This window comes from Mesorhizobium sp. B2-4-12 (assembly GCF_006441575.1).
Lineage (GTDB): Bacteria > Pseudomonadota > Alphaproteobacteria > Rhizobiales > Rhizobiaceae > Mesorhizobium.
On sequence record NZ_VFVC01000045.1, the window covers coordinates 24,661 to 48,152 of the forward strand.

23 protein-coding genes are annotated in these 23,492 nt (G+C 63.5%); 12 read left to right on the plus strand and 11 right to left on the minus strand.

The genetic code is table 11. From position 1 onward, the window contains the following. Positions 1-51 precede the first annotated feature (51 nt). From dnaK to FJ934_RS22585, 6 genes are all read left to right on the plus strand, one after another. Positions 52-1,968 carry a molecular chaperone DnaK gene (dnaK, locus tag FJ934_RS22560; protein WP_140612583.1) on the plus strand — a complete coding sequence of 639 codons (1,917 nt, stop codon included), beginning with the start codon at positions 52-54 and terminating at the stop codon, positions 1,966-1,968. A gap of 303 nt (positions 1,969-2,271) precedes the next feature. Then, positions 2,272-3,402: a molecular chaperone DnaJ gene (gene dnaJ, locus FJ934_RS22565; protein WP_140612585.1), complete on the plus strand. Its 1,131-nt coding sequence runs from the start codon at positions 2,272-2,274 to the stop codon at positions 3,400-3,402. Positions 3,403-3,569: 167 nt separating this feature from the next. Beyond that, positions 3,570-4,175, plus strand: a complete 606-nt coding sequence (gene pmtA, locus FJ934_RS22570; protein ID WP_140612587.1) for a phospholipid N-methyltransferase PmtA — start codon at positions 3,570-3,572, stop codon at positions 4,173-4,175. A gap of 339 nt (positions 4,176-4,514) precedes the next feature. Beyond that, positions 4,515-5,111 (plus strand): NADPH-dependent FMN reductase, encoded by a 597-nt coding sequence (locus tag FJ934_RS22575; RefSeq protein ID WP_140612589.1) that lies wholly within the window; start codon positions 4,515-4,517, stop codon positions 5,109-5,111. A gap of 11 nt (positions 5,112-5,122) precedes the next feature. After that, positions 5,123-5,806: an orotidine-5'-phosphate decarboxylase gene (gene pyrF, locus FJ934_RS22580; protein WP_181165730.1), complete on the plus strand. Its 684-nt coding sequence runs from the start codon at positions 5,123-5,125 to the stop codon at positions 5,804-5,806. Positions 5,807-5,835: 29 nt separating this feature from the next. Beyond that, positions 5,836-6,123, plus strand: coding sequence for a DUF1330 domain-containing protein (locus FJ934_RS22585; RefSeq protein WP_140612593.1), 288 nt, complete (start codon positions 5,836-5,838; stop codon positions 6,121-6,123). A 173-nt stretch (positions 6,124-6,296) separates the two neighbouring features. Here the strand turns inward: FJ934_RS22585 and FJ934_RS22590 are convergent, their stop codons facing one another. From FJ934_RS22590 to FJ934_RS22620, 7 genes are all read right to left on the minus strand, one after another. Then, entirely contained in the window at positions 6,297-7,379 is a 1,083-nt protein-coding gene (locus tag FJ934_RS22590; RefSeq protein ID WP_140612594.1) for a D-alanine:D-lactate ligase-like protein, read from the minus strand. A 139-nt stretch (positions 7,380-7,518) separates the two neighbouring features. After that, entirely contained in the window at positions 7,519-8,394 is an 876-nt protein-coding gene (locus tag FJ934_RS22595) for an SMP-30/gluconolactonase/LRE family protein (RefSeq protein WP_140612596.1), read from the minus strand. Beyond that, on the minus strand, positions 8,391-9,032 hold the full coding sequence (locus FJ934_RS22600; RefSeq protein ID WP_140612598.1) for a 2-dehydro-3-deoxy-6-phosphogalactonate aldolase: 642 nt from the start codon (positions 9,030-9,032) through the stop codon (positions 8,391-8,393). The genes FJ934_RS22595 and FJ934_RS22600 overlap by 4 nt, the downstream gene beginning before the upstream one ends. Continuing rightward, positions 9,029-9,964: a 2-dehydro-3-deoxygalactonokinase gene (locus FJ934_RS22605; RefSeq protein WP_140612600.1), complete on the minus strand. Its 936-nt coding sequence runs from the start codon at positions 9,962-9,964 to the stop codon at positions 9,029-9,031. The genes FJ934_RS22600 and FJ934_RS22605 overlap by 4 nt, the downstream gene beginning before the upstream one ends. Further along, entirely contained in the window at positions 9,961-10,728 is a 768-nt protein-coding gene (locus FJ934_RS22610; protein ID WP_140612602.1) for an SDR family oxidoreductase, read from the minus strand. The genes FJ934_RS22605 and FJ934_RS22610 overlap by 4 nt, the downstream gene beginning before the upstream one ends. Before the next feature lie 263 nt (positions 10,729-10,991). Next, positions 10,992-12,341, minus strand: coding sequence for an EAL domain-containing protein (locus FJ934_RS22615; protein WP_140612604.1), 1,350 nt, complete (start codon positions 12,339-12,341; stop codon positions 10,992-10,994). A gap of 209 nt (positions 12,342-12,550) precedes the next feature. Then, a complete protein-coding gene (locus FJ934_RS22620) occupies positions 12,551-14,344 on the minus strand; it encodes a GtrA family protein (protein ID WP_140612606.1) in 1,794 nt (597 codons plus the stop codon). Between the two features lie 160 nt (positions 14,345-14,504). Here FJ934_RS22620 and FJ934_RS22625 point away from each other — a divergent pair, with 160 nt between their 5' ends. Further along, entirely contained in the window at positions 14,505-15,506 is a 1,002-nt protein-coding gene (locus FJ934_RS22625) for a glycosyltransferase (RefSeq protein ID WP_140612608.1), read from the plus strand. A 3-nt stretch (positions 15,507-15,509) separates the two neighbouring features. Further along, positions 15,510-15,884 carry a GtrA family protein gene (locus tag FJ934_RS22630; RefSeq protein WP_140612610.1) on the plus strand — a complete coding sequence of 125 codons (375 nt, stop codon included), beginning with the start codon at positions 15,510-15,512 and terminating at the stop codon, positions 15,882-15,884. Positions 15,885-16,103: 219 nt separating this feature from the next. Here the strand turns inward: FJ934_RS22630 and FJ934_RS22635 are convergent, their stop codons facing one another. From FJ934_RS22635 to FJ934_RS22650, 4 genes are all read right to left on the minus strand, one after another. After that, positions 16,104-16,787, minus strand: a complete 684-nt coding sequence (locus tag FJ934_RS22635) for an alpha/beta hydrolase (protein ID WP_140612612.1) — start codon at positions 16,785-16,787, stop codon at positions 16,104-16,106. Positions 16,788-16,906: 119 nt separating this feature from the next. Continuing rightward, positions 16,907-17,674, minus strand: a complete 768-nt coding sequence (locus tag FJ934_RS22640; RefSeq protein ID WP_140612614.1) for an alpha/beta hydrolase — start codon at positions 17,672-17,674, stop codon at positions 16,907-16,909. Positions 17,675-17,993: 319 nt separating this feature from the next. Beyond that, complete coding sequence (locus FJ934_RS22645) at positions 17,994-18,554, minus strand: TetR/AcrR family transcriptional regulator (RefSeq protein WP_246671599.1); 561 nt, start codon at positions 18,552-18,554, stop codon at positions 17,994-17,996. A 117-nt stretch (positions 18,555-18,671) separates the two neighbouring features. Continuing rightward, positions 18,672-19,466 (minus strand): SDR family oxidoreductase, encoded by a 795-nt coding sequence (locus FJ934_RS22650; RefSeq protein ID WP_140612618.1) that lies wholly within the window; start codon positions 19,464-19,466, stop codon positions 18,672-18,674. A gap of 221 nt (positions 19,467-19,687) precedes the next feature. Between FJ934_RS22650 and FJ934_RS22655 the strand changes: the two genes are divergently transcribed. The 4 genes from FJ934_RS22655 to FJ934_RS22670 all read left to right on the plus strand — a co-directional run. Continuing rightward, entirely contained in the window at positions 19,688-20,644 is a 957-nt protein-coding gene (locus FJ934_RS22655; protein WP_140612620.1) for an AraC family transcriptional regulator, read from the plus strand. Between the two features lie 23 nt (positions 20,645-20,667). Then, complete coding sequence (locus FJ934_RS22660) at positions 20,668-21,747, plus strand: AraC family transcriptional regulator (protein ID WP_140612622.1); 1,080 nt, start codon at positions 20,668-20,670, stop codon at positions 21,745-21,747. A 175-nt stretch (positions 21,748-21,922) separates the two neighbouring features. Beyond that, entirely contained in the window at positions 21,923-22,867 is a 945-nt protein-coding gene (gene gshB / locus FJ934_RS22665) for a glutathione synthase (protein WP_140612624.1), read from the plus strand. Positions 22,868-23,051: 184 nt separating this feature from the next. Then, on the plus strand, positions 23,052-23,492 hold a 441-nt coding region (locus FJ934_RS22670), incomplete at its 3' end, for a magnesium chelatase domain-containing protein (protein WP_140612626.1).

The window sequence follows — 23,492 nt, forward strand, 5'->3', positions numbered from 1 at the left end:
TCGGAACGCCTTACGGGTCCTGAAAGCCTGCTTAGCGGAGAGACTAGAAAAATGGCAAAAGTAATCGGTATCGATCTCGGCACCACCAACTCGTGCATCGCCATCATGGACGGCAAGGAGCCGAAAGTGATCGAGAATGCGGAAGGCGCGCGCACGACGCCTTCGATCGTCGCCATCTCGAGCGACGGCGAACGTCTCGTCGGCCAGCCGGCCAAGCGCCAGGCGGTCACCAATCCTGAGAACACCATCTTCGCGGTCAAGCGCCTGATCGGCCGCCGCTATGACGATCCGGTGACGGAGAAGGACAAGAAGCTTGTCCCCTACAAGATCGTCAAGGGCGACAATGGCGATGCCTGGGTCGAGGCCGGCGGCAAGAAGCAGTCGCCCTCGCAGATCTCGGCCATGATCCTGCAGAAGATGAAGGAAACGGCGGAAGCCTATCTCGGCGAGAAGGTCGAGAAGGCGGTCATCACCGTTCCGGCCTATTTCAACGACGCCCAGCGCCAGGCGACCAAGGATGCCGGCAAGATCGCCGGCCTTGAAGTGCTGCGCATCATCAACGAGCCGACCGCGGCAGCGCTCGCCTACGGCCTCGACAAGAAGGATGGCAAGACCATTGCCGTCTATGACCTTGGCGGCGGCACGTTCGACATTTCGGTGCTCGAAATCGGCGACGGCGTGTTCGAGGTGAAGTCGACCAATGGCGACACCTTCCTCGGCGGTGAAGACTTCGACATGCGCCTGGTCGAGTATCTGGCGGCCGAATTCAAGAAGGAACAGGGCATCGACCTGAGGGCCGACAAGCTCGCCCTGCAGCGCCTCAAGGAAGCGGCTGAAAAGGCCAAGATCGAGTTGTCGTCGACGACGCAGACCGAAATCAACCTGCCCTTCATCACCGCCGACGCGACCGGGCCGAAGCACCTGACGCTGAAGCTGACGCGCGCCAAGTTCGAAAGCCTGGTCGAAGACCTCGTCCAGCGCACCATCGACCCCTGCAAGGCGGCGCTCAAGGATGCCGGCCTCAAGGCTGGCGAGATCGACGAGGTGGTCCTGGTCGGCGGCATGACGCGCATGCCCAAGATCCAGGAGATCGTGAAGCAGTTCTTCGGCAAGGAGCCGCACAAGGGCGTCAACCCCGATGAGGTCGTCGCTCTGGGTGCCGCCATCCAGGCCGGCGTGCTGCAGGGCGACGTCAAGGACGTGCTGCTGCTCGACGTGACGCCGCTGTCGCTCGGCATCGAGACGCTGGGTGGCGTGTTCACCCGCCTGATCGAGCGCAACACGACGATCCCGACCAAGAAGAGCCAGGTGTTCTCGACCGCTGAGGATTCTCAGTCGGCCGTGACCATTCGTGTCTTCCAGGGTGAGCGTGAAATGGCCGCCGACAACAAGGCGCTTGGCCAGTTCGACCTGGTCGGCATTCCGCCGGCGCCGCGCGGGGTACCGCAGATCGAGGTCACCTTCGACATCGACGCCAACGGCATCGTCAACGTCTCGGCCAAGGACAAGGGCACCGGCAAGGAGCACCAGATCCGCATCCAGGCTTCGGGTGGTCTGTCGGACGCCGACATCGAGAAGATGGTCAAGGACGCCGAGGCCAATGCCGAGACCGACAAGAAGCGTCGCGCCGTGGTCGAGGCCCGCAACCAGGCCGAGGCGCTGGTGCACTCGTCCGAGAAGTCGCTGAAGGAATATGGCGACAAGGTTTCGGAGGCCGAGCGCACGGCGATTGCCGATGCGATCGCGGCCTTGAAGACCGCCGCCGAAGGCGACGACCCGGCCGACATCGAGGCCAAGAGCCAGACCCTTGCCGAAGCTTCGATGAAGCTTGGCCAGGCCATGTACGAGGCCTCGCAGAAGGAAGCGGCGGAAGCCGATGCCAAGGCGGACGCCTCCAAGGATTCCGACGTGGTCGATGCCGATTTCGAGGAAATCGACGAAGACGACGACAAGAAGAAGTCGGCCTGAACGGCCTGACGGCAAGATGATGCGCATGACCCCAAAATCGATGTCGATTCTGGAATGGGTCATGCGCTCATTCAAAGGTGCTACAGCGTCCTTTGCGCGTCCGAGAGGACTCGCGGCGCTGTAGGGAGCCCGGCGCAAAGCCGGGCTTTTTTGCAACCCCTTGCAGAAAAATCACAGAAAAATACCGACGGAATCGCGCCGGCTCTAGCATCCGGGCAGCACCGCTCCTAAATCGAGGCAACGTGCCGGCAAACGACGCAACAACATGCATCAAGACGTTGAGCATCCGGACTGCGGGAAAAAATGAAAGCTGATTTCTACGAAACGCTGGGCGTGCAAAAGGGCGCCGACGAGAAGGAGCTGAAGAGCGCTTTTCGCAAACTCGCCATGCAGTTCCATCCCGACCGCAATCCCGGCGATCATGCCTGCGAGCACAAGTTCAAGGAAATCAACGAAGCCTACGAGACGCTGAAGGACCCGCAGAAGCGCGCGGCCTACGACCGGTTCGGCCACGCCGCCTTCGAGCAGGGCGGCATGAACGGTGGCGCGCATGGCTTTGGCGCCGGCGGCTTCGCCGACATCTTCGAGGATATTTTCGGCGACATGATGGGCGGGCGTCAGCGCCGCTCTTCGGGCGGCCGCGAGCGCGGCGCCGACCTGCGCTACAACATGGAAATCACCCTGGAAGAAGCGTTTTCCGGCAAGACCGCGCAAATCCGCGTGCCGGCCTCGATCTCCTGCTCGGAATGCTCGGGCAGCGGCGCCAAGCCAGGCACCCAGCCTGTCACCTGCTCGATGTGTAATGGCCACGGCAAGGTACGCGCCACGCAAGGCTTCTTCTCGATCGAGCGGACCTGCCCGCAGTGCCAGGGCCGCGGCCAGACCATCAAGGATCCGTGCCCGAAATGCGCCGGCCAGGGCCGCGTCACCGAGGAGCGGTCGCTGTCGGTCAACATTCCGGCCGGCATCGAGGACGGCACCCGCATCCGGCTTGCCAATGAGGGCGAGGCCGGCCTGCGCGGCGGCCCGTCCGGCGATCTCTACATCTTCCTGGCGGTGAAGCCGCACGAATTCTTCCAGCGCGACGGCGCCGACCTGTACTGCAAGGTGCCGATCTCGATGACCACCGCCGCCCTTGGCGGCTCCTTCGAGGTCACCACGCTTGATGGCACGCAGACCAAGGTGAAGGTTACGGAAGGCACGCAGAACGGACGCCAGTTCCGGCTCAAGGGCAAAGGCATGCCGGTGCTGCGCCAGCCCAATGTCGGCGACCTCTACATCCAGACCGCGGTCGAGACGCCACAGAACCTCACCCGTCGCCAGCGTGAACTGCTGGAGGAGTTCGAGCAACTCTCATCGAAGGACAATTCGCCTCAATCGAGCGGGTTCTTCGCCCGCATGAAGGATTTCTTCGAATCCTTTGGCGAGCATTGAGCACCGCCCGGCTTCTGCATTGGGCGGAAGCGCGAGGATGCCGCTAGAAACCGCGCATTTTGAGGCGCGACAAAATCTATCTTATCCACGACATCGGCATGGCCGCGCCTTGCCTTGCGTCAACCAGGTGTTAAGTAGGTTCAAGGGGAGCGCTGAGGAGAGCTTGCATGACGCGTAGTCACGGACTGCGGAAGGCGCTTGCCGAAAAGTTCGACGACGAACTCAAATTCTTCAAGGGCTGGATCGACAAGCCGAAGACGGTCGGCTCGATCGTTCCGACCAGCTCGATCACCGCCCGCAAGATGGCCTCTATCGTCAATCCCAGGTCCGGCCTGCCGGTGCTCGAGGTCGGCCCCGGCACAGGCGTCATCACCCGCGCCATCCTGGCGCAGGGGGTGCGGCCCGAAAACCTTTACGCGGTCGAATATTCCGCCGATTTCGTGCGCCACCTGCGCCGGCTCTATCCCGGCGTCAACGTCATCGAGGGCGATGCCTTCAACCTCAACGCCACGCTCGGCGAGAAAAGCGGGATGGTCTTCGATTCCGTCGTTTCGGGCGTGCCGCTGCTCAACTTCCCGGTCGCCCAGCGCATCGCCTATATCGAGAGCCTGCTCGACCGCATCCCGGTCGGACGGCCGATCGTGCAACTGACCTATGGTCCGATGTCGCCGATCCCGGCCGGGCGTGGTGACTACACGGTCAAGCATTTCGACTTCATCATCCGCAACATCCCGCCGACGCAGCTGTGGATCTACCGGCGCGAAGCGCATTAGTTTCGGCGCAGAGCTGGTTGCAGATCGCATAACTGCGATTGGCTTAAACGTCCGTCACTTCGTCATCCACGGGCGGAGCAAGGAGCATAGCGACGCAGCGCAGACCCGAGGATCCACGCCGTGGCTTCCGTGCGCTGCCGCGGTGCAGAATTCTGCTCCGCCGCACTCCACGGCCAAGGTCGCGGAATGGATCCCGGGGTCTCCGCCACGGAGCTTCGCTCCTGCTTCGACCTAGGATGACGAATTGGAAAGGCCTCGGCCGATCGCAAATGTTTTATGGCTCTGGCGCGTTGATTTGCGCGGGCTCCGGCTGTACCAGTCCCGGAACAAGGGTGGCCAATGGCAGTGATCCCGAAAATCCTCGTCTTCGCCGGCTCGGTGCGCAGCGGCGCCTATAGCGGCAGGACCGCCGACCTGGCGCAGAAGGAACTTGCGGTGCAGGGCGCCGAGGTCACCCGCATTTCGCTTGCCGATTATTCCTTGCCGATCCTCGACGAGGATCTGGAAAAGGAGAACGGCGTCCCGGAAAACGCCCGCAAGCTTGCGCGGCTGATCACCGCCCATGACGGATTGCTGATCGCCACGCCGGAATATAACGGCTCGATCCCGCCGCTGCTCAAGAACACGATCGACTGGGTGAGCCGCGTGCGCCGGGATGGCGGCCGATCGGTCAGGCCGCTTGCCGGCAAGGTCGCCGGCCTCTGCTCGTCCTCCAACGGCCATTTTGCCGGCATACGCTGTATCAACCATCTGCGCGCCGTGCTGGTGCGCTGCCAGATGGAAGTGGTGACACCGGAATGCTCGGTGCCCGACGGCGGCGACGCCTTCGGCGAGGACGGCCATTTCCGTGATGAAAGACTGCACAAATCGATGGAGCATTTATGCCGCACGCTGATCGAAATCTCGCGCATGCTGGCCACGCGGATCGAGGCGTGATTGCCACGACGATGCAGGACCGGTTGATCGTCGGCCTCGACGTGCTAACCGTGAAAGAAGCCGAGCAGGCGGTGCGCGAGCTCGACGGCATCGTCTCCTTCTACAAGATCGGCTATCAGCTGGCCTTCGCCGGCGGCCTCGACTTCGCCAGGGAACTGGCCAGTGGCGGAACGAAAGTCTTCCTCGACATGAAGCTGCTCGACATCGACCATACGGTGGCCAAGGGGGTCGAGAACATCGTCAGGATGGGCATGACCATGCTGACCATCCATGCCTATCCAAAGGCGATGCAGGCGGCGGTGGAAGCGGCCAGGGGCAGCGACCTCTGCCTGCTCGCCGTCAGCGTGCTGACCTCGATGGACGAGCAGGACATGATCGACGTCGGCTATGAGTATGATCCGCACACGCTCGTGCTCAGGCGCTCGGAACAGGCGCTGCATGCCGGCATGGGCGGCATCGTCTGCTCGGCCGCTGAGGCCGAAGCGGTGCGCCGCATCGTCGGGCCCGACATGGCTGTGGTGACGCCCGGCATCCGGCCTGTGGGCAGCGACCATGGCGACCAGAAGCGGGTGGTGACCCCGGGTCAGGCGATCCGGAACGGCTCCAGCCACCTCGTTGTCGGCCGGCCGATCGTCGCCGCGGTGAACAAACGCGAAGCGGCCGAAGCCATCCTCGATGAAATGCGCTCGGCCTGACGCCCCCGATACAAACCCGGAGAAAAAGCATGCCCAAGGGATACTGGATCGCTCGTGTCGATGTGCGCGACGCCGAAGGCTACAAGGATTATGTCGCCGCATCGAAGCTGGCCTTCGACCGCTTCGGCGCGAAATTCCTGGCGCGCGGCGGCGCGCATGAAAATGCCGAAGGGCCTGGTCGCGGGCGCAACGTCATCATCGAATTCGAGTCGCTTGCGGTCGCGCATGACTGCTATCACTCGCCCGAATATCAGCGCGCCGTCGGCATTCGCCAAAAGGTCGCCGATGGCGAGATTGTGCTGGTCGAAGGCATCTGAGGCGTTGGAGCGCTTAGTCGTTTCACGGAAACGTCGAACTGCTCCCTCTCTTGTCCTGACGCAATTCGCGTTTTCGTCGAGGACGCTGCGCCGATAGTAAGGCGCGCCGAAAGCGTCAGGCAGGCGCAGCCAGCCGAAGCGCGTCAAAAGCCCGGCGATTTTTCACCGGGCCGTCAGCCCGTTGCGACGCGACCTTCCCTGCCGGCCAGCCTGTTCGCCGCGGTCTCGGCCATCGCATCGGCCAGGCTCAGCCCCCATTGCAAGCGGCAGTAGGCGCGGAAATCAAAGCAGGGCAGGCCGGGGCAGACCTCGAATTCGATCAGATGAACGGTGTCGTCGGCTTCGACACGCAGATCGACGGAAAACACGTCGCGCAGGCCGAGCCCGCTGATCAGTTGGTTGGCGATCGCCCTGATGCTGGCGTCGGCGGCTGGCTGGGCATCGGCAACCGCAACGAGTTCCGGTTCGACATAATTTCCGGCCGCCTTCGCCGCCTCGCCGGTTTCACCATAGAGCGCCAGGCTGTCCGCCATGGTCTGGAAATCCGCGCCTGAATCGACAAAGGCGATGCCGAGCGCCTCGATGCCGGTTTCGGGTGCCAGCCCGAGGAAGCTGGCGCGCACGTTGCGGCCGGCGACATAGGGCTGGACGACGACATCGTCGCGATAGGCGGCGAAGACCCGCCGGCTGAGCTCCAGCGCGTGGCCGAGATCAGTCGCACGCGAATCCGGCCAGATGCCGATCTTGGCGCCGAGCCGGTTGGGCTTGACGAACCAGCCGGCGGCGGAAGCCGGCGGCTCGACCAGCCATTTGCCATCCCGGGCAAGACCGGCCTGCGGCACCGGCAGGCCGAGCGCGCCAAGCACGGCACCGGAGCGGAACTTGTCCTGGCAGAGCGCGAATAGCGAATCATCGGCGCCGACCGTCCGCAGCCCCTTGAGCCGGGCCAGCGCGGGCGCGGCGCCGCCGCGAAAATAGGCGATGCCGTCGGACAGCGTCCAGACCAGCGTGTTCAGCGCATCCTCGCCGTCAAGGGCCTCGGCGGCATCGTCCAGTGCCACTGGCGCAAAGGACAGGCCGCGCGCCCCGCAGGCGGCGGCCAGCGCATCGAATTCGGGGGCGAGGTCTGTCGACTGCGCCAGATAGGACGAGATTTCGGTGGCGCGCTGCGGTGCGAAACCGTCGGCGACCAGGCGATCGAAGCAAGCCTTTTCCGGCTCGTAGACAAGGATCAGCTTTGGCTTGTGGCTCGACATGAGGTGAGTGATTCCCGGCGCTGTGATCGCCTACCATCGCACGGCCGACGCAAACAGCTTTCGCGAAACCGACCCAAGCCGGACGCCTGGGTGACAGCACCGCGGGGAGGATATGAGGGGCGCGGATCGATGGGCCTGTTCAGGCGATCAGCACGCGCGGCTCGAACCGACCGCTAACGGAAATGTCGAGCAGGAAGGTCATGCCCGCCTGCGGATCGAGCTGCCGCTGTTTCTCATCCTTGCCCGACCAGGCGGAAGTGACCGCCAGCCGATCGGCGTTCTTGCCGACAAAGGCCGGGCAGGAGGGCTGCGTCACCGGCATTGCCACCTCGCGCAGCAGCGTGCCGTCGGGTGAATAGGCCTTGACCGCCTTGCCGCCCCAGACGGCGTTCCACAGCACGCCGTCGCGGTCGACCACCGATCCGTCGACATAGCCCTTGGCCGAGCGATGATCGACAAACACTTTCGGTTCGCCGGCAGGCAGGCCGGTCGCCGGATCGCAGGCGATACGCATCAACAGGCCGGTCGAGGTATCGGTGTAGTAGGCGAGCGCACCGTCCGGCGAAAAACAGATCGAGTTCGACACGGTGATGTCCGAAAACAGGCGGCGCAGCTCGCCCTTGAAGAACCAGTAGATCGAACCAGCGCCCTTTTCCTCCTTCTTGCCCATCGTTCCGGTCCACAGCGCACCGCAGGGATGGACACGGGAATCGTTGGAACGGGTGAGCGGATTGTCGGCCTCGATCGGCGTATGCAGCGTCATCCCGCCGGTCGCGACCTCGCGGACATGGAGGCCGGTTTCGGTGGCGATCAGCTGCCGCTTGTCGTCGATGATGGCGATGGCGCTCGCCATCTGGCCGAGCTCATGGATCTTCAGCGCGCCGCCGGACACCGGTTTTTCCAGAAGACGGCCGTTGACGATGTCGAACCAGAACAGCGCGTCGGTGGCGGGATCGTAGCTCGGCCCTTCGCCGAGTTGGCATATATGATCGGAGAAAACCGAAACCTCGCTCATCCTGCGTCTCTGAACACCGCATCCCAGGCCGATACGGCGGCGTGCGCGCGGAGCGCCACCTCATCGACACTCATGCCCGGCTTGAACAGGCTGGAGCCGAGGCCGAAGACCGTGACGCCGACCGCCTTGTAGCCGGCAAAATCCTTTTCCGAAACGCCGCCGACGGCGCCGACCAGGATCTGCGCCGGCAGTACGGCCCGGATCGCGGAAATGCCTGATGCCCCGAGCACGCTCGCCGGGAAGAATTTCAGCGCCGAAGCGCCCAGCCGGATCGCCTGGAAGGCCTCGGTGGGCGTGAACACGCCGGGCATGGTCACCATGCCATGATGCATCGCGCGCGCCATCACCTCGGCATCGATGTTGGGGCTGACCAGAAGCCGCCCGCCGGCCTTGTGCAGGCCGTTCACATCACCGGACGTCAGCACCGTGCCGGCGCCGACAAGGGCTGATTTCGGCAGCGCCTTGACGATGCTTGCGATCGAGGCAAATGGCTCAGGCGAATTCAGCGGTACTTCGATGGCTTCGATGCCGGCGTCGAACAGCGCCTGCCCCATGGCGATCGCCTCGGTGGGCCTTAAGCCGCGCAGGATCGCGACAAGGCCTCGCTTCAGCTTCGGGAAAGGTGCGGTCTGTGTCATTGGGCGCCTCCGATCATGCCGTTCTCGCGCGCGGCTTCGATGAGCCCTGCACGCACCGCCTCGTCCGCGTCGACGGTGCGAAGGTCAAGTCCGGCAAGGCCAAGCGCGGCCTGGTAGAGCCTCGCCAGTGCGCCGGAAGCGATCAGCACGACCGGCGCGTCGCCGGTGCCATAGCGGCGTCTGGCCGAGGCGATCTCGCCGCCGATCAAGAGTCCGGACAGACAGGCCGCCGCATCCTGCGACTTCAAGTCCTGCAGGAGCCCGGCGGCACGGATGGCAAACAGCTTCGAAGTGACGTCGCCGCCCTCGCCAAGCGCCTGATCGCACCATTGCCGGAAGAATGGGTTGTCCGCCGCGACCGGTGCGGGATGCTCGCCCAGCGAATGTTTGAGGATCGAATGCGCGGCCAGCACCGAAAACAGTTCGCCCGTCGGCCATGTGCCGAAGCCGGCAACCGCGCCATCCTCGACCACGACCCATTTCGAGTGCGTGCCGGGCATGCAGGCGAGATGCCGCCCCTTTGCCGGCAAACCGGCGCCGGCAAGCTGTGTTTCCTCACCGCGCATGACATCCGGGGCGTCGGCCAGACGCTGGGCAAGGCCAGGGACGATGCGGATGTCGCGTTTCCGATCAGGCACCCGGGCCGCGCCGCCCAGGATGGCGCCGAGCGGCGCCGGCACGGTCGCATAGGGCGCCTCGAGCCAACCTTGCCGAGAGCCGGCCATGCCGCAGATGATGACGGGCAGCGTTTCCGGCGCGCCCATGGCGCCGAGGTGGCTTTCGAGCACGTTGGAGAAGCCTTTTTCGCGCGCGGTGAGGAGGCCATCATCGCCGCGGCGCTCGGCAAGCACCTTGCCGCTGCCGTCGATCAGCCATGCCCGAAGCCTGGTCGTGCCCCAATCGAGCGCCGCTACCGCCGGAATCGCGCTCACAGGAAGCCTCCGTCGACGATCAACATTTGCGCCGTCAGCATGCGCGAAGCGTCCGAGGCCAGGAACAGCACCGTGCCGACCATGTCGTCCGGCCGCATGACGTCCCTGATGCACTGCTTGGCGACATGGGCGGCAAGCGCGTCTTCCGTCACCCAGCGTTCCTGCTGCCGTTCGGTGATCACCCAGCCGGGCGCGACGGCGTTGACGCGGATGCGGTCGGGCCCGAGCTTGCCGGCCAGACCCTTGGTGAGGCCGAGGATACCCGCCTTGGCGGCGGTGTAGGCCGGCATGTCGGGGTGGTTGATGAGGTAGGATGTCGAGGTGAAGTTGATGATCGAACCGCCACCGGCCCGCTTCATCCCCGGCGCCACCGCTTGCGCGGTAAAGAAATGCGGCCGCAGGTTGATCGCGAGATTGTTGTCCCAGAACTCGACGGTGACGTCCGCGATATCGTGGCGCTCGTCCCATGCGGCATTGTTGATCAGCACGGTGACATCGCCATGCGCCTCGGCGGCCGTCGCCACGGCAGCGCGCAGCGCTGCGATATCGCGCAGATCGGTCTTGAGATAGAGCGGCCGCCGGCCGAGTTCCTTCTCGATGCGGTCGGCAAGCGCGGTGCTGGGCTTGTCGGCGATGTCGATGAAGGCGACGTTGGCGCCCTGGTGCACAAACCCCTCGGTCAGGGCGGCGCCTATCCCGGACCCGCCGCCGGTGATCAGCACCGAGGCTCCTCCGAGGTCGGGAAAATGCGCCGATGGCATCATATCTTTCTCTCCGCGCGCATGATCCCTTTCCGAAAATCGGATCGATTTTCGGAAAGGGATCATGCGCAAATAAAATTCTACAGCCTTCTTTGCGCGTCCTGAAAAGATGCGCAAAGAAGGCTGTAGCCAGAATGGCGCGCATCCTAGCCATGCAAGTCGCGCGGGCAAGGGCGAAACGTCGGATTCCGTGCTTATGTCAGACAAAACGACAATGCGCCGCGCCGGACGCAAGCCGTGACGGTGGACAGCGCCGGGATCGCAGGTCAGATCGCCTTGGCGCGCAGGGCGCCGCGGAAGGAATCGCGGAGATAGCCGAGCGTGGCGTCGGCATCGGCCGGTTTACCGAACAGATAACCCTGCCCGCCAGCGCAGCCGAACTGGACCAGGCGGTCGGCCTGCGCTTCCTCTTCGATGCCTTCGGCAACCACATCCATGCCAAGCCCTTCGCACATGGCCAGAATGGCGCGGATGATGTGTTCGGACGGGCGGTCTTCGAGAATGGAAGAGACGAAGGCGCGGTCGATCTTGAGTTTGTCGAAATGGAATTCGCGCAGGCGCCCGAGCGAGGACTGGCCGGTGCCGAAATCATCCAGCGAGACGCGGATGCCGACGCGACGCAGATCGTCGACGATCTTCTCGGCCGAGGCCGGGTCGTTCATCAGGCCGGTCTCCGTGATCTCGATCTCCAGCCGGCGCGGATCGAAGCCGGTGCGGTCGAGGATCGCCAATATATGCAGGCCGGTGTTCTGGTCGACGAGCTGCGAGGGCGACAGGTTGAACGACAGGAAGAGGTCGTTCGGCCAGCTTCTCGCCGCCTCGGTCGCCTTGCGCAGCACCAGCTGCGACAGCGGGCCGATGATGCCGCGCTCTTCGGCGATCGGAATGAACACGGTTGGCGGCACCGTGCCGAGATCGCGATCGGTCCAGCGCGCCAGCGTCTCGAAGCCGATGGTGCGGCGCGTGTTGAGATCGACGATCGGCTGGAAGTGCGGTTCCACCTCGCCGGCCGAGACGGCACGGCGCAGCGCCTGTTCGATGCGGGTGACGCGCTTGGCCGCTTCTTCCATCTCGCGCGTATAGACGACGACGCGGCCACGACCGGAACGCTTGGCGTGGTAGAGCGCCGTTTCGGCCTTGTTGATGAGGATCTCCGTGGTCTCGTCGCCGGAATAGAACAGCGAGCAGCCGACCGAGGCCGAGAGCCTGGCGGTGCGTTCGCCGACATCATAGGGCGCCGACAGGATCTCGATCAGCATGCGGGATTTTTCCGCCGCCGCTTCCTCGCTGAACACCAGCGGATAGAGGAAGGCGAATTCGTCGGCGCCGATACGGCAGACCGTCGAATGGCCATCCATCGAGGCCCGCAGCCGCATGGCGACCTGGATCAGGATATCGTCACCGGCCTTGTGGCCGAACAGATCGTTGATCGGCTTGAAGCCGTCGAGGTCGAGGATGCCGACGGTGAAGGGTGCGGGATCGTCGGCACGGTCGCTGATCAGGCGATCGACCTTGTCGAAGAAGCGGCGATGGTTGCCAAGCCCGGTCAACGGATCGGTGAAGGCCAGATCCGTGCTCTCCCTGTTTGCCTGACCGGTGCCAAACGGAGTTTGCATCGGTGTCCCTGTTTTTTGACGTCGGATTTGTTTCCGAGACTGGCAGCAAACCCTTTAGGAAACGTATCCTGAAAACGATTTTTCGTAGCCGGAGCATGATCCCGAAAAATGGGTTCCGGTCTTCGCCGGAGACGATGCCCGAACACGAGGCCGGATGCCTTCGCGAACCGGCGCGGACGCGCGTCAAGCCTTTGTTTGTGCAGAAATTTTCAGCCTTTGGACCTGACGCGGTAGAGTTCGAGCGGGGCGCCACGGGCCTCAGCCACTGGTTCCAGCCATTCCGGCACGCTGCCGCGCATCAGTCCGGCCAGGAAGCTGTCCGGCGCGCTGGCCGTCAACAGCCGGCTTTCCGGGTTGCCGCGGCAGAGCGCGACGAGGCCGACATGGTGGCTTTCGATGATGGCCTTCGCATCGGCGGCGGAGCCCAGCAGCGCGTCGAGCGCGAGCAGATTTCCGGCGACATTGCGATGGTACGGCCCGGCGAAGACGCGATGACCGGTGAAGGCGAGGATCGGCGAGCCAAGATTGGAGATCGCAAGAACCGTGGTGGGGGCCATCCGCCCAAGTACGGCGAACGAACCCCTGCTGTTGCAGGGGGAATCGAAACTGGCGTCCCTGGGAGGCGCGCCGATTGCGAAGGCGCTCGATGCAGCCTCGGCGGCGCCCGACCAGATGGCATTCACCGAGATCAGCCAGGCCGCGGCCATCCTCAGCACCGAGCCGCCGGACGGGCTGGCCTCGGCCCGCTGCCGCCATTTGGCGATCCATGCCGAAAGCGGGATCACCGCGAAGGCGATGGAGAAGGTCGAGCCGCGCACTTCCCAGGCGCTGACCAGGAACGCCACCACCAGCAGCGCGCCGACGAGGCTGTCCTGCCGCCGCCATCCGCCATGGCTGAAATGAAGCCCCATCACGATGATCGCCACCAGCGGCGTGGCGAAACGCGCCACGACCCTGGCCGGATCATCGAAGACAAGCTGGAAGATCGACTGCGCCTCCTCGATATGGCCGAGCCACATCTGCTGGAGGCGCGGATCGAGCCTGGCATAGGGGGCGGCCAGGCATTGCGGGAACAGGAACACCACGACAAGAGCAAGGACGGCGGCAAGCAGGCCGAGCGAGATCAGGCGCCGGGCGAGCGTGGCGTTGGCGGCCTTCCATGACGCGACGACCGCCAGACCGGCGCCGGCGAGCGCGGCGAGCGCGAACTGCACGATCGAGAACGTATCGCACTGGGCCTGACCCCAGGACGATACGGGGACGGTGATGGCGAAGACCAAAGCCGCGACGGCGGCGACGCCGAGACCGAAATCCCTGGCGATCAGCCTTTCGCCGGCGCCATTGCCGAGGAAAAGCAGGGCGACGACGGCGCCGAGGGTTCCGGCATAGGGAGCGCTTTCCATGCCGATGGCCAGGGTCAGCGTGGCGCAGATGCCCGCGACGAAGGCAGCCGGTCGGTGCGTGGGTGCATCGAGCAGCAAGGCGAGGCTCGCCAGGGTCAGCACAAGCTGGACATTGTGATGGTCGAGCGCGCCCGGAGAAAATATGCCGATATAGTACAGGGCCGCCCCGCCGACGACGACGGCGGGCAGCACCGCATGAGCCCCTGCGAAAGCGCGCGCAGCGCGGATGATGAAGAAGACAGCAAGCCAGAACTGCAGGGCAGGCCAGACGATCTGCACGATTTGTTCGGCCAAAGCGGGGCTGCCCGTCAGGGCCGATACGGCGAGGAAGGCAAGCGCCAGCGGCGCGTCGAGCAGCCGCGACCAGTGCATGACGAAGCCGCCTTCCAGACCCATCCTGTACTGGTGCAGGTCGAACCAGCCTTGGCCGGCCATGAGGTCGCGGACTTCGACCAATTGCAGCAGGCTGTCATTGTCGCCGGCTGGATCGGCCAGTTGCGGGAACCCGGCATGGGCATTGAGGGCCAGCAGCAGCAGGGCGGCAAGCAGCGCGAACGCGATATCGGACCTCCAGGTGGAAGTTCCCCTTGCTGTGCCCATCCCGATGCCCCTGGCGGGAATGCCGGACCTTTCAAGGCCAATCGACACTCATGAAGTCGGCCTTAAACCTAGCCTTAACGGCTTCAATAAATAGTAAAACCGCCTGGACGAGCCGGTCCGGCGCGCGACCGTGTGGTCGACCAGGCATCCGGAGACGAAAATGCCGCAAGCCATCAGCCACGAACCGGTCATCGCCGTGCTCCTGCCTTGCTACAATGAGGAGCTGACCGTCGCCGAGGTGGTGCAGCGATTCCGCGAGACGCTGCCGGACGCCACCATCTATGTCTACGATAACAATTCACGCGACCTGACGGCGCTCAGGGCCCGTGCGGCCGGTGCCATCGTGGTCCGCGAACCGCGCCAGGGCAAAGGCAATGTGGTGCGGCGCATGTTCGCCGACATCGACGCCGACATCTATCTGATGGCCGACGGCGACGGCACCTATGCGCCCGAGGACGCACCGCAGCTGATCAACACGCTTCTGACCGAGCGTTGCGACATGGTGGTGGGCACCAGGCGCGGCGTGATCGACGACGCCGGCAGGACCGGCCATGCTTTCGGCAACCGTGTCTTCAACAGCCTCTACAAATGGCTCTTCGGCAGTGATTTCACCGACATCTTCTCGGGCTACCGCGTCTTCACCAGGCGCTTCGTCAAGAGCTTTCCGGCCGTCTCCGGCGGCTTCGAGATCGAGACCGAGATGTCGGTGCACGCCTCGCAGCTCAAACTGCCGGTCGCCGAAATCGCTCTCGACTACGGCCGCCGGCCGGTCGGGTCTTCCTCGAAACTATCGACCTTTCGCGATGGCGCCAGGATCCTGTGGATGTTCGCCATGCTGATGAAGGAGACGCAGCCGCTGCGCTTCTTCGGCGCCTTTTCGCTCTTCTTCCTGGCGTCCAGCCTGTTCCTGATGGCGCCGGTACTGGTCGAGTTCGCTGAAACGGGCCTCGTCCCGCGCATGCCGACCTGGGTGCTGTCGGTCGGCCTGCTGCTGCTGTCGATGCTGGCGGCCGTGACAGGGCTGATCCTGGATTCGGTGTCGCGTGGCCGGGCCGAGCAGAAGCGCATCTTCTATCTCTCTATGCCGTCGGGCCGTTCCGAGCGCCGCGCCGGCGCGGTGGCGCAGAAGCCGGAAACGGGCAAGACCCCGCGCGCGGCCTGAAAGATGCAACGTGTCGCAAGGTTTGTATTCGCCGGCGGCATCGGCTTCGTCGCCGATGCCGCCGCGCTGTGGCTGTTGCTGGCCATCACCCCGCTTGGGCCTTTCGGCGCCCGCATCCTGTCGATCGGATTCGCGCTCTGCGTCACCTGGCAGATCAACCGCCGCCTGACCTTCTCGCCATCGAGCCGTGGCCTTGCGCAGGAAGGCGCCCGCTATGGCGGCGTCGGCATCGCCACCAGCGTCGCCAACTATCTCGTTTACTGCGCCCTGCTGTTTGCAATCCCAGCCATGCCGCCGCTGGCTGCGCTTGCCGCCGCCTCGCTGGCCGCCATGGCGCTCTCCTTCGTCGGCTATTCCAGGCTGGTCTTCGACCGGTAGGGCGCTGGCCGGATTGGCAAGAGGGCCCGCCCCGGACCGGCCCGAGGCGAGCTTGCCCCCGCAATCCAGGGGATCGCGAAGCTCGGCCTCGGCTCAGACATGCCGTGCGAAGGCGACCGCGCAGTCCCTGGATTCTTTCAAGGTGATCGCTTGAAAGCTGTTTGCATGGACGACGACGCGGCCAGCCGCGTCTTGGGCAATCAGCCGGCTTGGCTGAATTCAGACCGCGCGAACGGCCTCGAGGATGAGACGGGTGGCCAGGTCGGGATGGGACAGCATCGCCACATGGCTCGAAGCGACTTCCGTGACGTTGGCCATTATCCGGCTCGACATGATGTGCTGGAGTTTGGGCGCGATGGCATGATCCTCGGTTGACAACAGATACCAGCTTGGGCGCGATTGCCACGCGGGTTCCGTAATTTTTCCTGTTAAGGACGCAACGGCGGTAGGCGCCTGGGCGGCGAACAGAACCGTCTTCTCACTGTCGGAAAGATCCTGGGCGAAGTGATCGCGGATTCCGCTCTCGGTCAGTTTCAGGAATCCCGCTGAGTCGGGCCGAACCTCAGCGGCCATCGGAGGGGGATCCACGCTCTCCCCGAGCGAGGCAGCGGATTCGTCGCTGTCCGGCGCAAAGGCGGCTATGAATACAAGCGCGGCCACCTTCTTGTCATTGCCTCCCTCGGTGATGACCGAACCACCGTATGAATGTCCGACAAGAATGACTGGGCCTTCGACGAGCGCAAGGGCGCGGCGCAGGGTGGCGACATCATCGCCGAAGCTCGTAAGCGGCATCTGGATTGCCGTCACGGACAACCCCTCGGCTGCGAGCTCGAGAATAACCTTGCTCCAACTCGATCCGTCCGCCCATGCCCCGTGTACCAGGATAACAGACTTCGCAGTCATGGAAGAAACTCCACATTCGCGTTGATGGGACTGCAGCAATTGCAGGTCAGGCCGAGCGGCATCTGCGGTTCGCCGCGTACTGAAACCGCGGGCACCTCGGGATGCCGCTCAGCTGAGGATTAGTGGGTGGCCTGCTCGATCACCGCAGCCACCGCGGATGCCTTCGAGAGCATGATCAGGTGACTGCCTTCGACCGTCGTGGTCTTCGCCTTGATCGCCTTGGCCATTTCCGCCTCCAGCGCCGGCTGGATCGCCCGGTCATGGGAAGCCACGATGTACCAGGAGGGCTTGTTGTGCCATGCGGCGTCGGTGATGCTGCCTCCCAGGGACTTCACGCTGGTTGGCGACTCCGTCACGTAGAGAAGCTGCTTCTCGGCCGGCGTCACATCCTGAGCGAAATCGTCATACACGCCGGTCTTGGTCAGCTTGATGAAGCCCTCCGCGTCGGGCTTGGCTTCCGCGGCCATTGGCGAGGGGGCTACGGTTGCGTTCAAGGACCCCGCGGATTGACCTGCATCGGGCGCGAACGCGGCGACATAGACCAGCGCGGAAACCTTGGGATCGTTTCCGGCCTCGGTGATCACCGCACCTCCATAGGAGTGCCCCGCCAGAACGACCGGCCCGTCCACGAGGCCGATCGCGCGTTTCACCGTCGCTGCATCGTCAGCGAGCGAAGTCAGCGGTAGTTGGACCGCGGTGACGTTCAAACCCTTTGCGGCGAGGATGGGAATGACCTTCGACCAATTCGCTCCATCGCCCCAGGCGCCGTGCACGAGAATGACGTTTTGCGCGGACTGCGCCGAGGCGACCGCCGGTATGATGGAGAGGCTGAAAACGGCGGCCGCAACAATGTGAATTCGCCGGAAGACAACTGATAAAGTGGTCATGTGAGTAGCTCCTTGTAGCCATGTCGAGGCGCCGAGAACTTCGACGACGTCCTGACGATGGACAAAAGCGCCCGCTGCCGCTGGTAGATTCAGGGCGTGTTTTGCACGGGCTTAGCCCAATCCGCCCGAGGATGCCTTTTCGGCCCATATCGTGCTGCCCCCTGCCGAGATTGGAAGCGCATGGCAGGGCGCAAGGGAACCTCGGGGGCAATGAAAGCCGGTGAGATCGGCATCTTTGACCTAAGCACTGTCCGCTGCTCTGCCGCGAGCGCGATTTCCTAGCCCAATTTGCATGGACCCTCTGCTCGCGTCAGGCCCCCTATTCGGCTGCCAGTCGCGCCTGCAAACGCTCGACAGCGAAATCTGCCATGGTGCGCAGTACATTCACGGGCGCGCCAGCGCGGGCCGCGAGTTGCAATCCGTTCATGGTCATCTGAATAAAGAACGCTCCATCCTCGGCGTTCACCCGCGGGTCAATTTCTCCGCTGGCTGTAGCTTCGCCTACCCGTTCGATCAGTCTGGCAGACAACGCGGCACCTGCTTTGCTTTGCTGTTGGGCGAGTTCATGATCACGCGTTCCAAACTCGCTGGCAGATACTACACCCAGGCATCCAAGCTCTCGCTCAAATTGATCCTCGGCGATTACTCCCAGCAGCAGCGCTCGAATGCCCGCCAAGGGCGATGAAGACGAACCGAGGCGATCGAGATGTGTAGAGATGGTGCGTCGCAGATAGGCCGAAAGAGCTTCCAGATAGAGCTGCCGCTTATCTCCGAAGGCGTTGTAGAGACTTTGGCGGCCCAATCCCATGGCCTTTCTCAGATCATCGGTTGACGTACCGGCGTATCCGTTGATCCAGAAGACTTTGATCGCTTCGTTCAATGCGGCGTCATGGTCGAATTGCCGGGGCCTGGCCACGATTTGCTCCTTCCGGGCTCACAATCCAAATATAGGGGCGGCTCGGCCTCGTCCCGGTCGAGACGAGGCAGGCTCGCGGTTTCAGATCAAGCCGAATGCGCGTGCCAACATCGAGCTGATCATCCTATCGGGCAGGAACCCCCTTATCCTCGCTAGAAGGCCCCCGGTTCCAACCACATATCGCAACCGATCGGAACTCGAGCCCGCGATCCGCAAAATCTCCTTTGCAACAGTGTCAGGAGGAGTGGCTAAAGCCAGCCCTTCCTGCAGACGCCGTTCAATCGCGGCGGCCTTCGTTGCATAGGCCTCGTGGTGAAGAATTGGCTGCTTGAACTGCGTCCGACTTCCAGTCAATTCGACTAACTTTACCCGGATGCCGAAAGGTCCAAGCTCATACCGCATGGCCTCGCTCAAGCCTGCCAATGCGAATTTACTTGCACAGTAAGGTGCCAGATATGGAAGGCCGACGGCTCCGGCCAGCGATCCTACATTGATGATCAGGCCGCTCCGCTTCAGCCGCATCGTCGGGAGCAGAGCTTTCGTGACAAGCGCCGCGCCGACCACATTTACGTCGAGCAAGCCGTGGAATTCCTCACGGCTTACCGCTTCCACAGGACCGCCAAGGCCGATCCCGGCATTATTGAGTAGAATGTCGACCGATCCGAAACGGCCGATGGCGTGCTCCACGGCCGCCGAGATCGATGAATCATCCCTCAAATCCAATTTCGCCGTTGCCAGCCTTTGGCTTGGAGATATGCCGATCTGGTCGGGATCTCGAGCAGTCGCGAAAACATTCCAGCCAGCGTCGAGGAACGCTGTCGCACAAGCGCGCCCGACACCTCGTGACGCGCCGGTGATGAAGACAGTGATGGTCATCAGCTTCTTTGCCTCGCTTTTCCATTGATCACACGGAATTGAGCGTAGGTGTTATGGACAAATTTGTCCATAACACCTACGCCAACGAAAATAAAGTATCTCTTGTGTTTGCGAGCGGCGGCCGAGCACGGTTCGCTGGCCATGCGGATACCGCCCCTTCGTAAGAGCCTCTGGAAATCGGAGGCCGCAGAGCGCAAGGTCAGCTCAGATGGTGAAGATCGATGAATGATCCGGCCACGCAAATCGACCACCACGACGCCCTGATGCAGCGTCGATTCCGTGCGGCCTCCACCAAAAGCTGTTTCGCCAAGGGCATCTCGAAAGACCCAACGATATTCACGCATGTCGCCGTACCCGAACCTTCGGGCGCATGGACGTTGAAGCCGGAGCCCGAAGCGGCCTTTTCGGTCCATATCGTCCTGACGCACTTGCCGAGACTGGAGGCGCGAATGGACGGGCGCAAGGAAGCCTTGGGGGCGATGAGAGCCGGCGAAATCTGCATCTTTGACCTCGGCACCTCGCCAAGGGTTCTGATCCGAGATCCAATGCAAACCCTGCGGGTGCAGATGTCGCAGCGCAGCTTGGATGATCTCGCTGATGAGTTCGGCCGGCCGCCGATCGGGTCGCTGCGTCCCACCTTCGGCGCGGAGGACTCGGTTCTCTTCGGGCTAGGCACCGCCATGCTGAAGAAGACGCAGATGTTCGGCGATGAGGACGCTCTATTCCTTGACCACGTGGCGCTCGCCTTTCAGCTTCACATTGCCCAGACCTACGGCCAACTCCGCAGCATCAAGCCTCTGCGGGGAGGACTGGCGCCCTGGCAATACCGGCGCGCCACCGAGTTGATGTCCGCAAGGATCGCGGAAGGCGTTACACTCGCGGAACTGGCGGAGGCCTGTGAACTCTCCGTGAATTACTTTGCCAGGGCTTTCAGGCGCACGGCCGAAATGCCCGCTCACAAATGGCTGATGAAGGAGCGCGTCAGACAGGCGAAGAACCTTCTCCTGAACATGGAGATGCCAGCAGCGGAGGTCGCCGTGGCCTGCGGGTTCACCGACCAAAGCCATTTCACGCGCATATTCTCGCAACTTGAAGGAAAGAGCCCTGCGCGGTGGCGGCGGTTGCGCCTCGACGACCCAAGGCAATATCTGCCCCGCTTCCAAGCAGCGATGCCCTGAGACTTGGCTGGAGTAGGCATCCCATGACTTTCGGTTCGCGTTCGTTCAGCCCGGAAGACCTGTCACCGGAGCACGCGCGGCAGCGTCAGACGTTTCTGCGCGGGATGTTCGGCGCCGGCGAAGGCTCTGCATTGCAAAGCGACGCCGAAGCCGGCGGACCATTCAACGCCTCGGACGAAGCCTCAGTGCCGCGCCAGAATATGGACCTGGCGGTTTTCAAATCGTACCTGGCATTTCGGTATAAGGCCCCGGTCCAGACTGCCTTTTTCTCCAATACGATCTCGAAAGACCCGATCGCGATCAGCCGCCTCCAGGCCGGGCCATGCCTCACCCGCGCGGTGGCACCCGAGCCAGGATTCGCGGTGATCGTCTACCTGTCGCCAATAGCCAGGATGGAGGGCTGGATCGACGGTCGTCACGTCAACTATCCCGAGGTCAATGCCGGCGATGTGGTGCTTCTGGACCTGGAGGCGTCTCCGATCGCGCATCTCCATCAATCCGTGGACTTTCTGCGCCTGCAAATATCGAGGCGGACCCTGCACGATCTCGCATACGACTTTGGTGAGCGGCCGCCTGTCGGTCTGCGAACGATCCTGGGCGGCGTGAACGATCCGATCCTGTATGGCCTGAGCCGCGCCCTGGAGGCGAAGGCCGCTCACTACGGATCGAGCGACCAGTTGTTCATCGATCAAGTGGCGCTGGCCTTCCATGCCCATCTCGTTAGGACCTACGCCCCCGGTCACGGGCCTGCCAGAGTCGTTGGCGGCTTGGCGCCATGGCAAATGCAGCGGGCCCGCGAGATGATGCTGGCCAATTTGAGCGGCGACATCGCCATCGCCGACATCGCCCAGGCCTGCGGTCTGTCGGTCAGCTACTTCGCCCGCGCCTTTCGTCAGACCGTTGGCGTTCCGCCCTACAAGTGGCTGATGAACGAGCGCATCCAGAAGGCAAAGACGTTGCTGCGCCAAAGCAGGCTCGGCATTTCCGAAGTGGCCTTGGCCTGTGGATTCGTCGATCAAAGCCACCTGACGCGGGTGTTTCGCAGTAGCGTGGGCCGAACGCCCCGCCTATGGAGACAGGGAGCCGACGCCGTGGCGGACTAGGCGGCGGCCGGCTGGCGCCTTCTTTTGATCCCGCGCCGGAGGCTGCCGTTTGCCAGGCCGGCCATGCCGCCGCTGGCTATTCCAGGCTGGTTTTCAACCGTTAGGGCGCTGGCCGGATTGGCAGAAGGCGCGGCGGCCCTTATATCGCTCTCGTCGACTGCGCTGGGGAGCCACCATGAAGTTGAAAATCGCCGTCCAGATGGACCATGTCTCCAGCGTGTCGATCGCCGGCGACACGTCGTTCGCGCTGTCGCTGGAAGCGCAGCGGCGCGGCCACCAGCTGTTCCACTATACGCCCGACCGGCTGTCGCTGCGCGACGGCAAGGTGTTTGCCCGCATCGAGGAGATGCAGGTGCGGGACGAGAAGGGTAATCATTACTCGCTGGGCGAGAAGGTGCGCACCGACCTGTCCGAGATGGACGTCGTGCTGCTGCGCCAGGACCCGCCCTTCGACATGAACTACATCACCACCACGCATATGCTGGAGCGCATCCATCCGAAGACATTGGTGGTCAATGATCCGGCCTGGGTGCGCAACAGCCCGGAAAAGATCTTCGTCACCGAGTTTTCCGACCTGATGCCGGAGACGCTGATCACCAAGGATCCGCTGGAAGTCGCCGCCTTCCGCAAGGAGTTCGGCGACATCATCATCAAGCCGCTCTACGGCAATGGCGGCGCCGGCATCTTCCATCTGCTTGAAGCCGACCGCAACCTCGCCTCGCTGCTCGAAATGTTCGGCCAGCTGTTCCGCGAGCCCTATATCGTCCAGCGTTACCTGAAAGACGTCCGCAAGGGCGACAAGCGCATCATCCTGATCGACGGCGAGCCGGTCGGCGCCATCAACCGGGTGCCGGCCGAGCACGATTCCCGTTCCAACATGCATGTCGGCGGCCGCGCCGAGAAGACGGAGCTGACGGCGCGCGAACGCGAGATCTGCGCCCGCATCGGGCCATCGCTCAGGGAACGCGGCTTCATCCTGGTCGGCATCGACGTCATCGGCGACTATATGACGGAGATCAACGTCACCTCGCCCACCGGCGTGCGCGAAGTCGCCCGCTTCGGCGGCGCCGACATCGCCAGCCTGTTTTGGGACGCAGTCGAGGACAAAAGGCGGAAGTAGCCGTTTTCATTTCGTATTAACCATGTTCCGTTCATGGCAATCGGCTACAAGTCCGTTGCAACTCCACGGTGGCTTGTTCCTGTAATGTTCTTGATTTGATCAAGAAATTGTGATTGTCTGCCGAAGAGGCCATTTCGGGCCTGATCGCACGGGCTGAGGCCAGCCCGTATCCGGGGGCAACACGATGGTGGCGCGGGTTCGCACGGTCGCTTTCCAGGGCATCGAGGCCGTGCCGGTCGACGTGCAGGTGATGGTCGCGCCGGGCAAGGTCGGCATGCAGATCGTCGGCTTGCCCGACAAGGCGGTTGCCGAAAGCCGCGAGCGGGTGCAGGCGGCGCTTCATGCGTCGGGCCTGTCGATGCCGTCGAAGAAGGTGACGATCAATCTCGCGCCCGCCGACCTGCCCAAGGAGGGCAGCCATTACGACCTGCCGATCGCGCTTGGCCTGATGGCGGCGCTCGGCGCCATTCCGGGCGACATGCTGGCCGGCTATGTCGTTCTCGGCGAATTGTCGCTCGACGGCACGATTGCCGCCGTCGCCGGCGCCCTGCCGGCGGCGATCGGCGCCAATGCCGAAGGCAAGGGCCTGATCTGTCCGTTCGCCTGCGGACCGGAGGCCGCCTGG

Coding starts and splice junctions, on each gene's coding strand:
- pmtA (WP_140612587.1), top strand. CDS start 3,570: ATGACGCGTAGTCACGGACTGCGGAAGGCGCTTGCCGAAAAGTTCGAC.
- FJ934_RS22600 (WP_140612598.1), bottom strand. CDS start 9,032: ATGACACAGACCGCACCTTTCCCGAAGCTGAAGCGAGGCCTTGTCGCG.
- FJ934_RS22615 (WP_140612604.1), bottom strand. CDS start 12,341: ATGCAAACTCCGTTTGGCACCGGTCAGGCAAACAGGGAGAGCACGGAT.
- dnaJ (WP_140612585.1), top strand. CDS start 2,272: ATGAAAGCTGATTTCTACGAAACGCTGGGCGTGCAAAAGGGCGCCGAC.
- FJ934_RS22650 (WP_140612618.1), bottom strand. CDS start 19,466: ATGACCATCACTGTCTTCATCACCGGCGCGTCACGAGGTGTCGGGCGC.
- FJ934_RS22585 (WP_140612593.1), top strand. CDS start 5,836: ATGCCCAAGGGATACTGGATCGCTCGTGTCGATGTGCGCGACGCCGAA.
- FJ934_RS22595 (WP_140612596.1), bottom strand. CDS start 8,394: ATGAGCGAGGTTTCGGTTTTCTCCGATCATATATGCCAACTCGGCGAA.
- pyrF (WP_181165730.1), top strand. CDS start 5,123: ATGCAGGACCGGTTGATCGTCGGCCTCGACGTGCTAACCGTGAAAGAA.
- dnaK (WP_140612583.1), top strand. CDS start 52: ATGGCAAAAGTAATCGGTATCGATCTCGGCACCACCAACTCGTGCATC.
- FJ934_RS22640 (WP_140612614.1), bottom strand. CDS start 17,674: ATGACCACTTTATCAGTTGTCTTCCGGCGAATTCACATTGTTGCGGCC.
- gshB (WP_140612624.1), top strand. CDS start 21,923: ATGAAGTTGAAAATCGCCGTCCAGATGGACCATGTCTCCAGCGTGTCG.
- FJ934_RS22575 (WP_140612589.1), top strand. CDS start 4,515: ATGGCAGTGATCCCGAAAATCCTCGTCTTCGCCGGCTCGGTGCGCAGC.
- FJ934_RS22590 (WP_140612594.1), bottom strand. CDS start 7,379: ATGTCGAGCCACAAGCCAAAGCTGATCCTTGTCTACGAGCCGGAAAAG.
- FJ934_RS22610 (WP_140612602.1), bottom strand. CDS start 10,728: ATGATGCCATCGGCGCATTTTCCCGACCTCGGAGGAGCCTCGGTGCTG.
- FJ934_RS22630 (WP_140612610.1), top strand. CDS start 15,510: ATGCAACGTGTCGCAAGGTTTGTATTCGCCGGCGGCATCGGCTTCGTC.
- FJ934_RS22620 (WP_140612606.1), bottom strand. CDS start 14,344: ATGGGCACAGCAAGGGGAACTTCCACCTGGAGGTCCGATATCGCGTTC.
- FJ934_RS22660 (WP_140612622.1), top strand. CDS start 20,668: ATGACTTTCGGTTCGCGTTCGTTCAGCCCGGAAGACCTGTCACCGGAG.
- FJ934_RS22655 (WP_140612620.1), top strand. CDS start 19,688: ATGAATGATCCGGCCACGCAAATCGACCACCACGACGCCCTGATGCAG.
- FJ934_RS22635 (WP_140612612.1), bottom strand. CDS start 16,787: ATGACTGCGAAGTCTGTTATCCTGGTACACGGGGCATGGGCGGACGGA.
- FJ934_RS22625 (WP_140612608.1), top strand. CDS start 14,505: ATGCCGCAAGCCATCAGCCACGAACCGGTCATCGCCGTGCTCCTGCCT.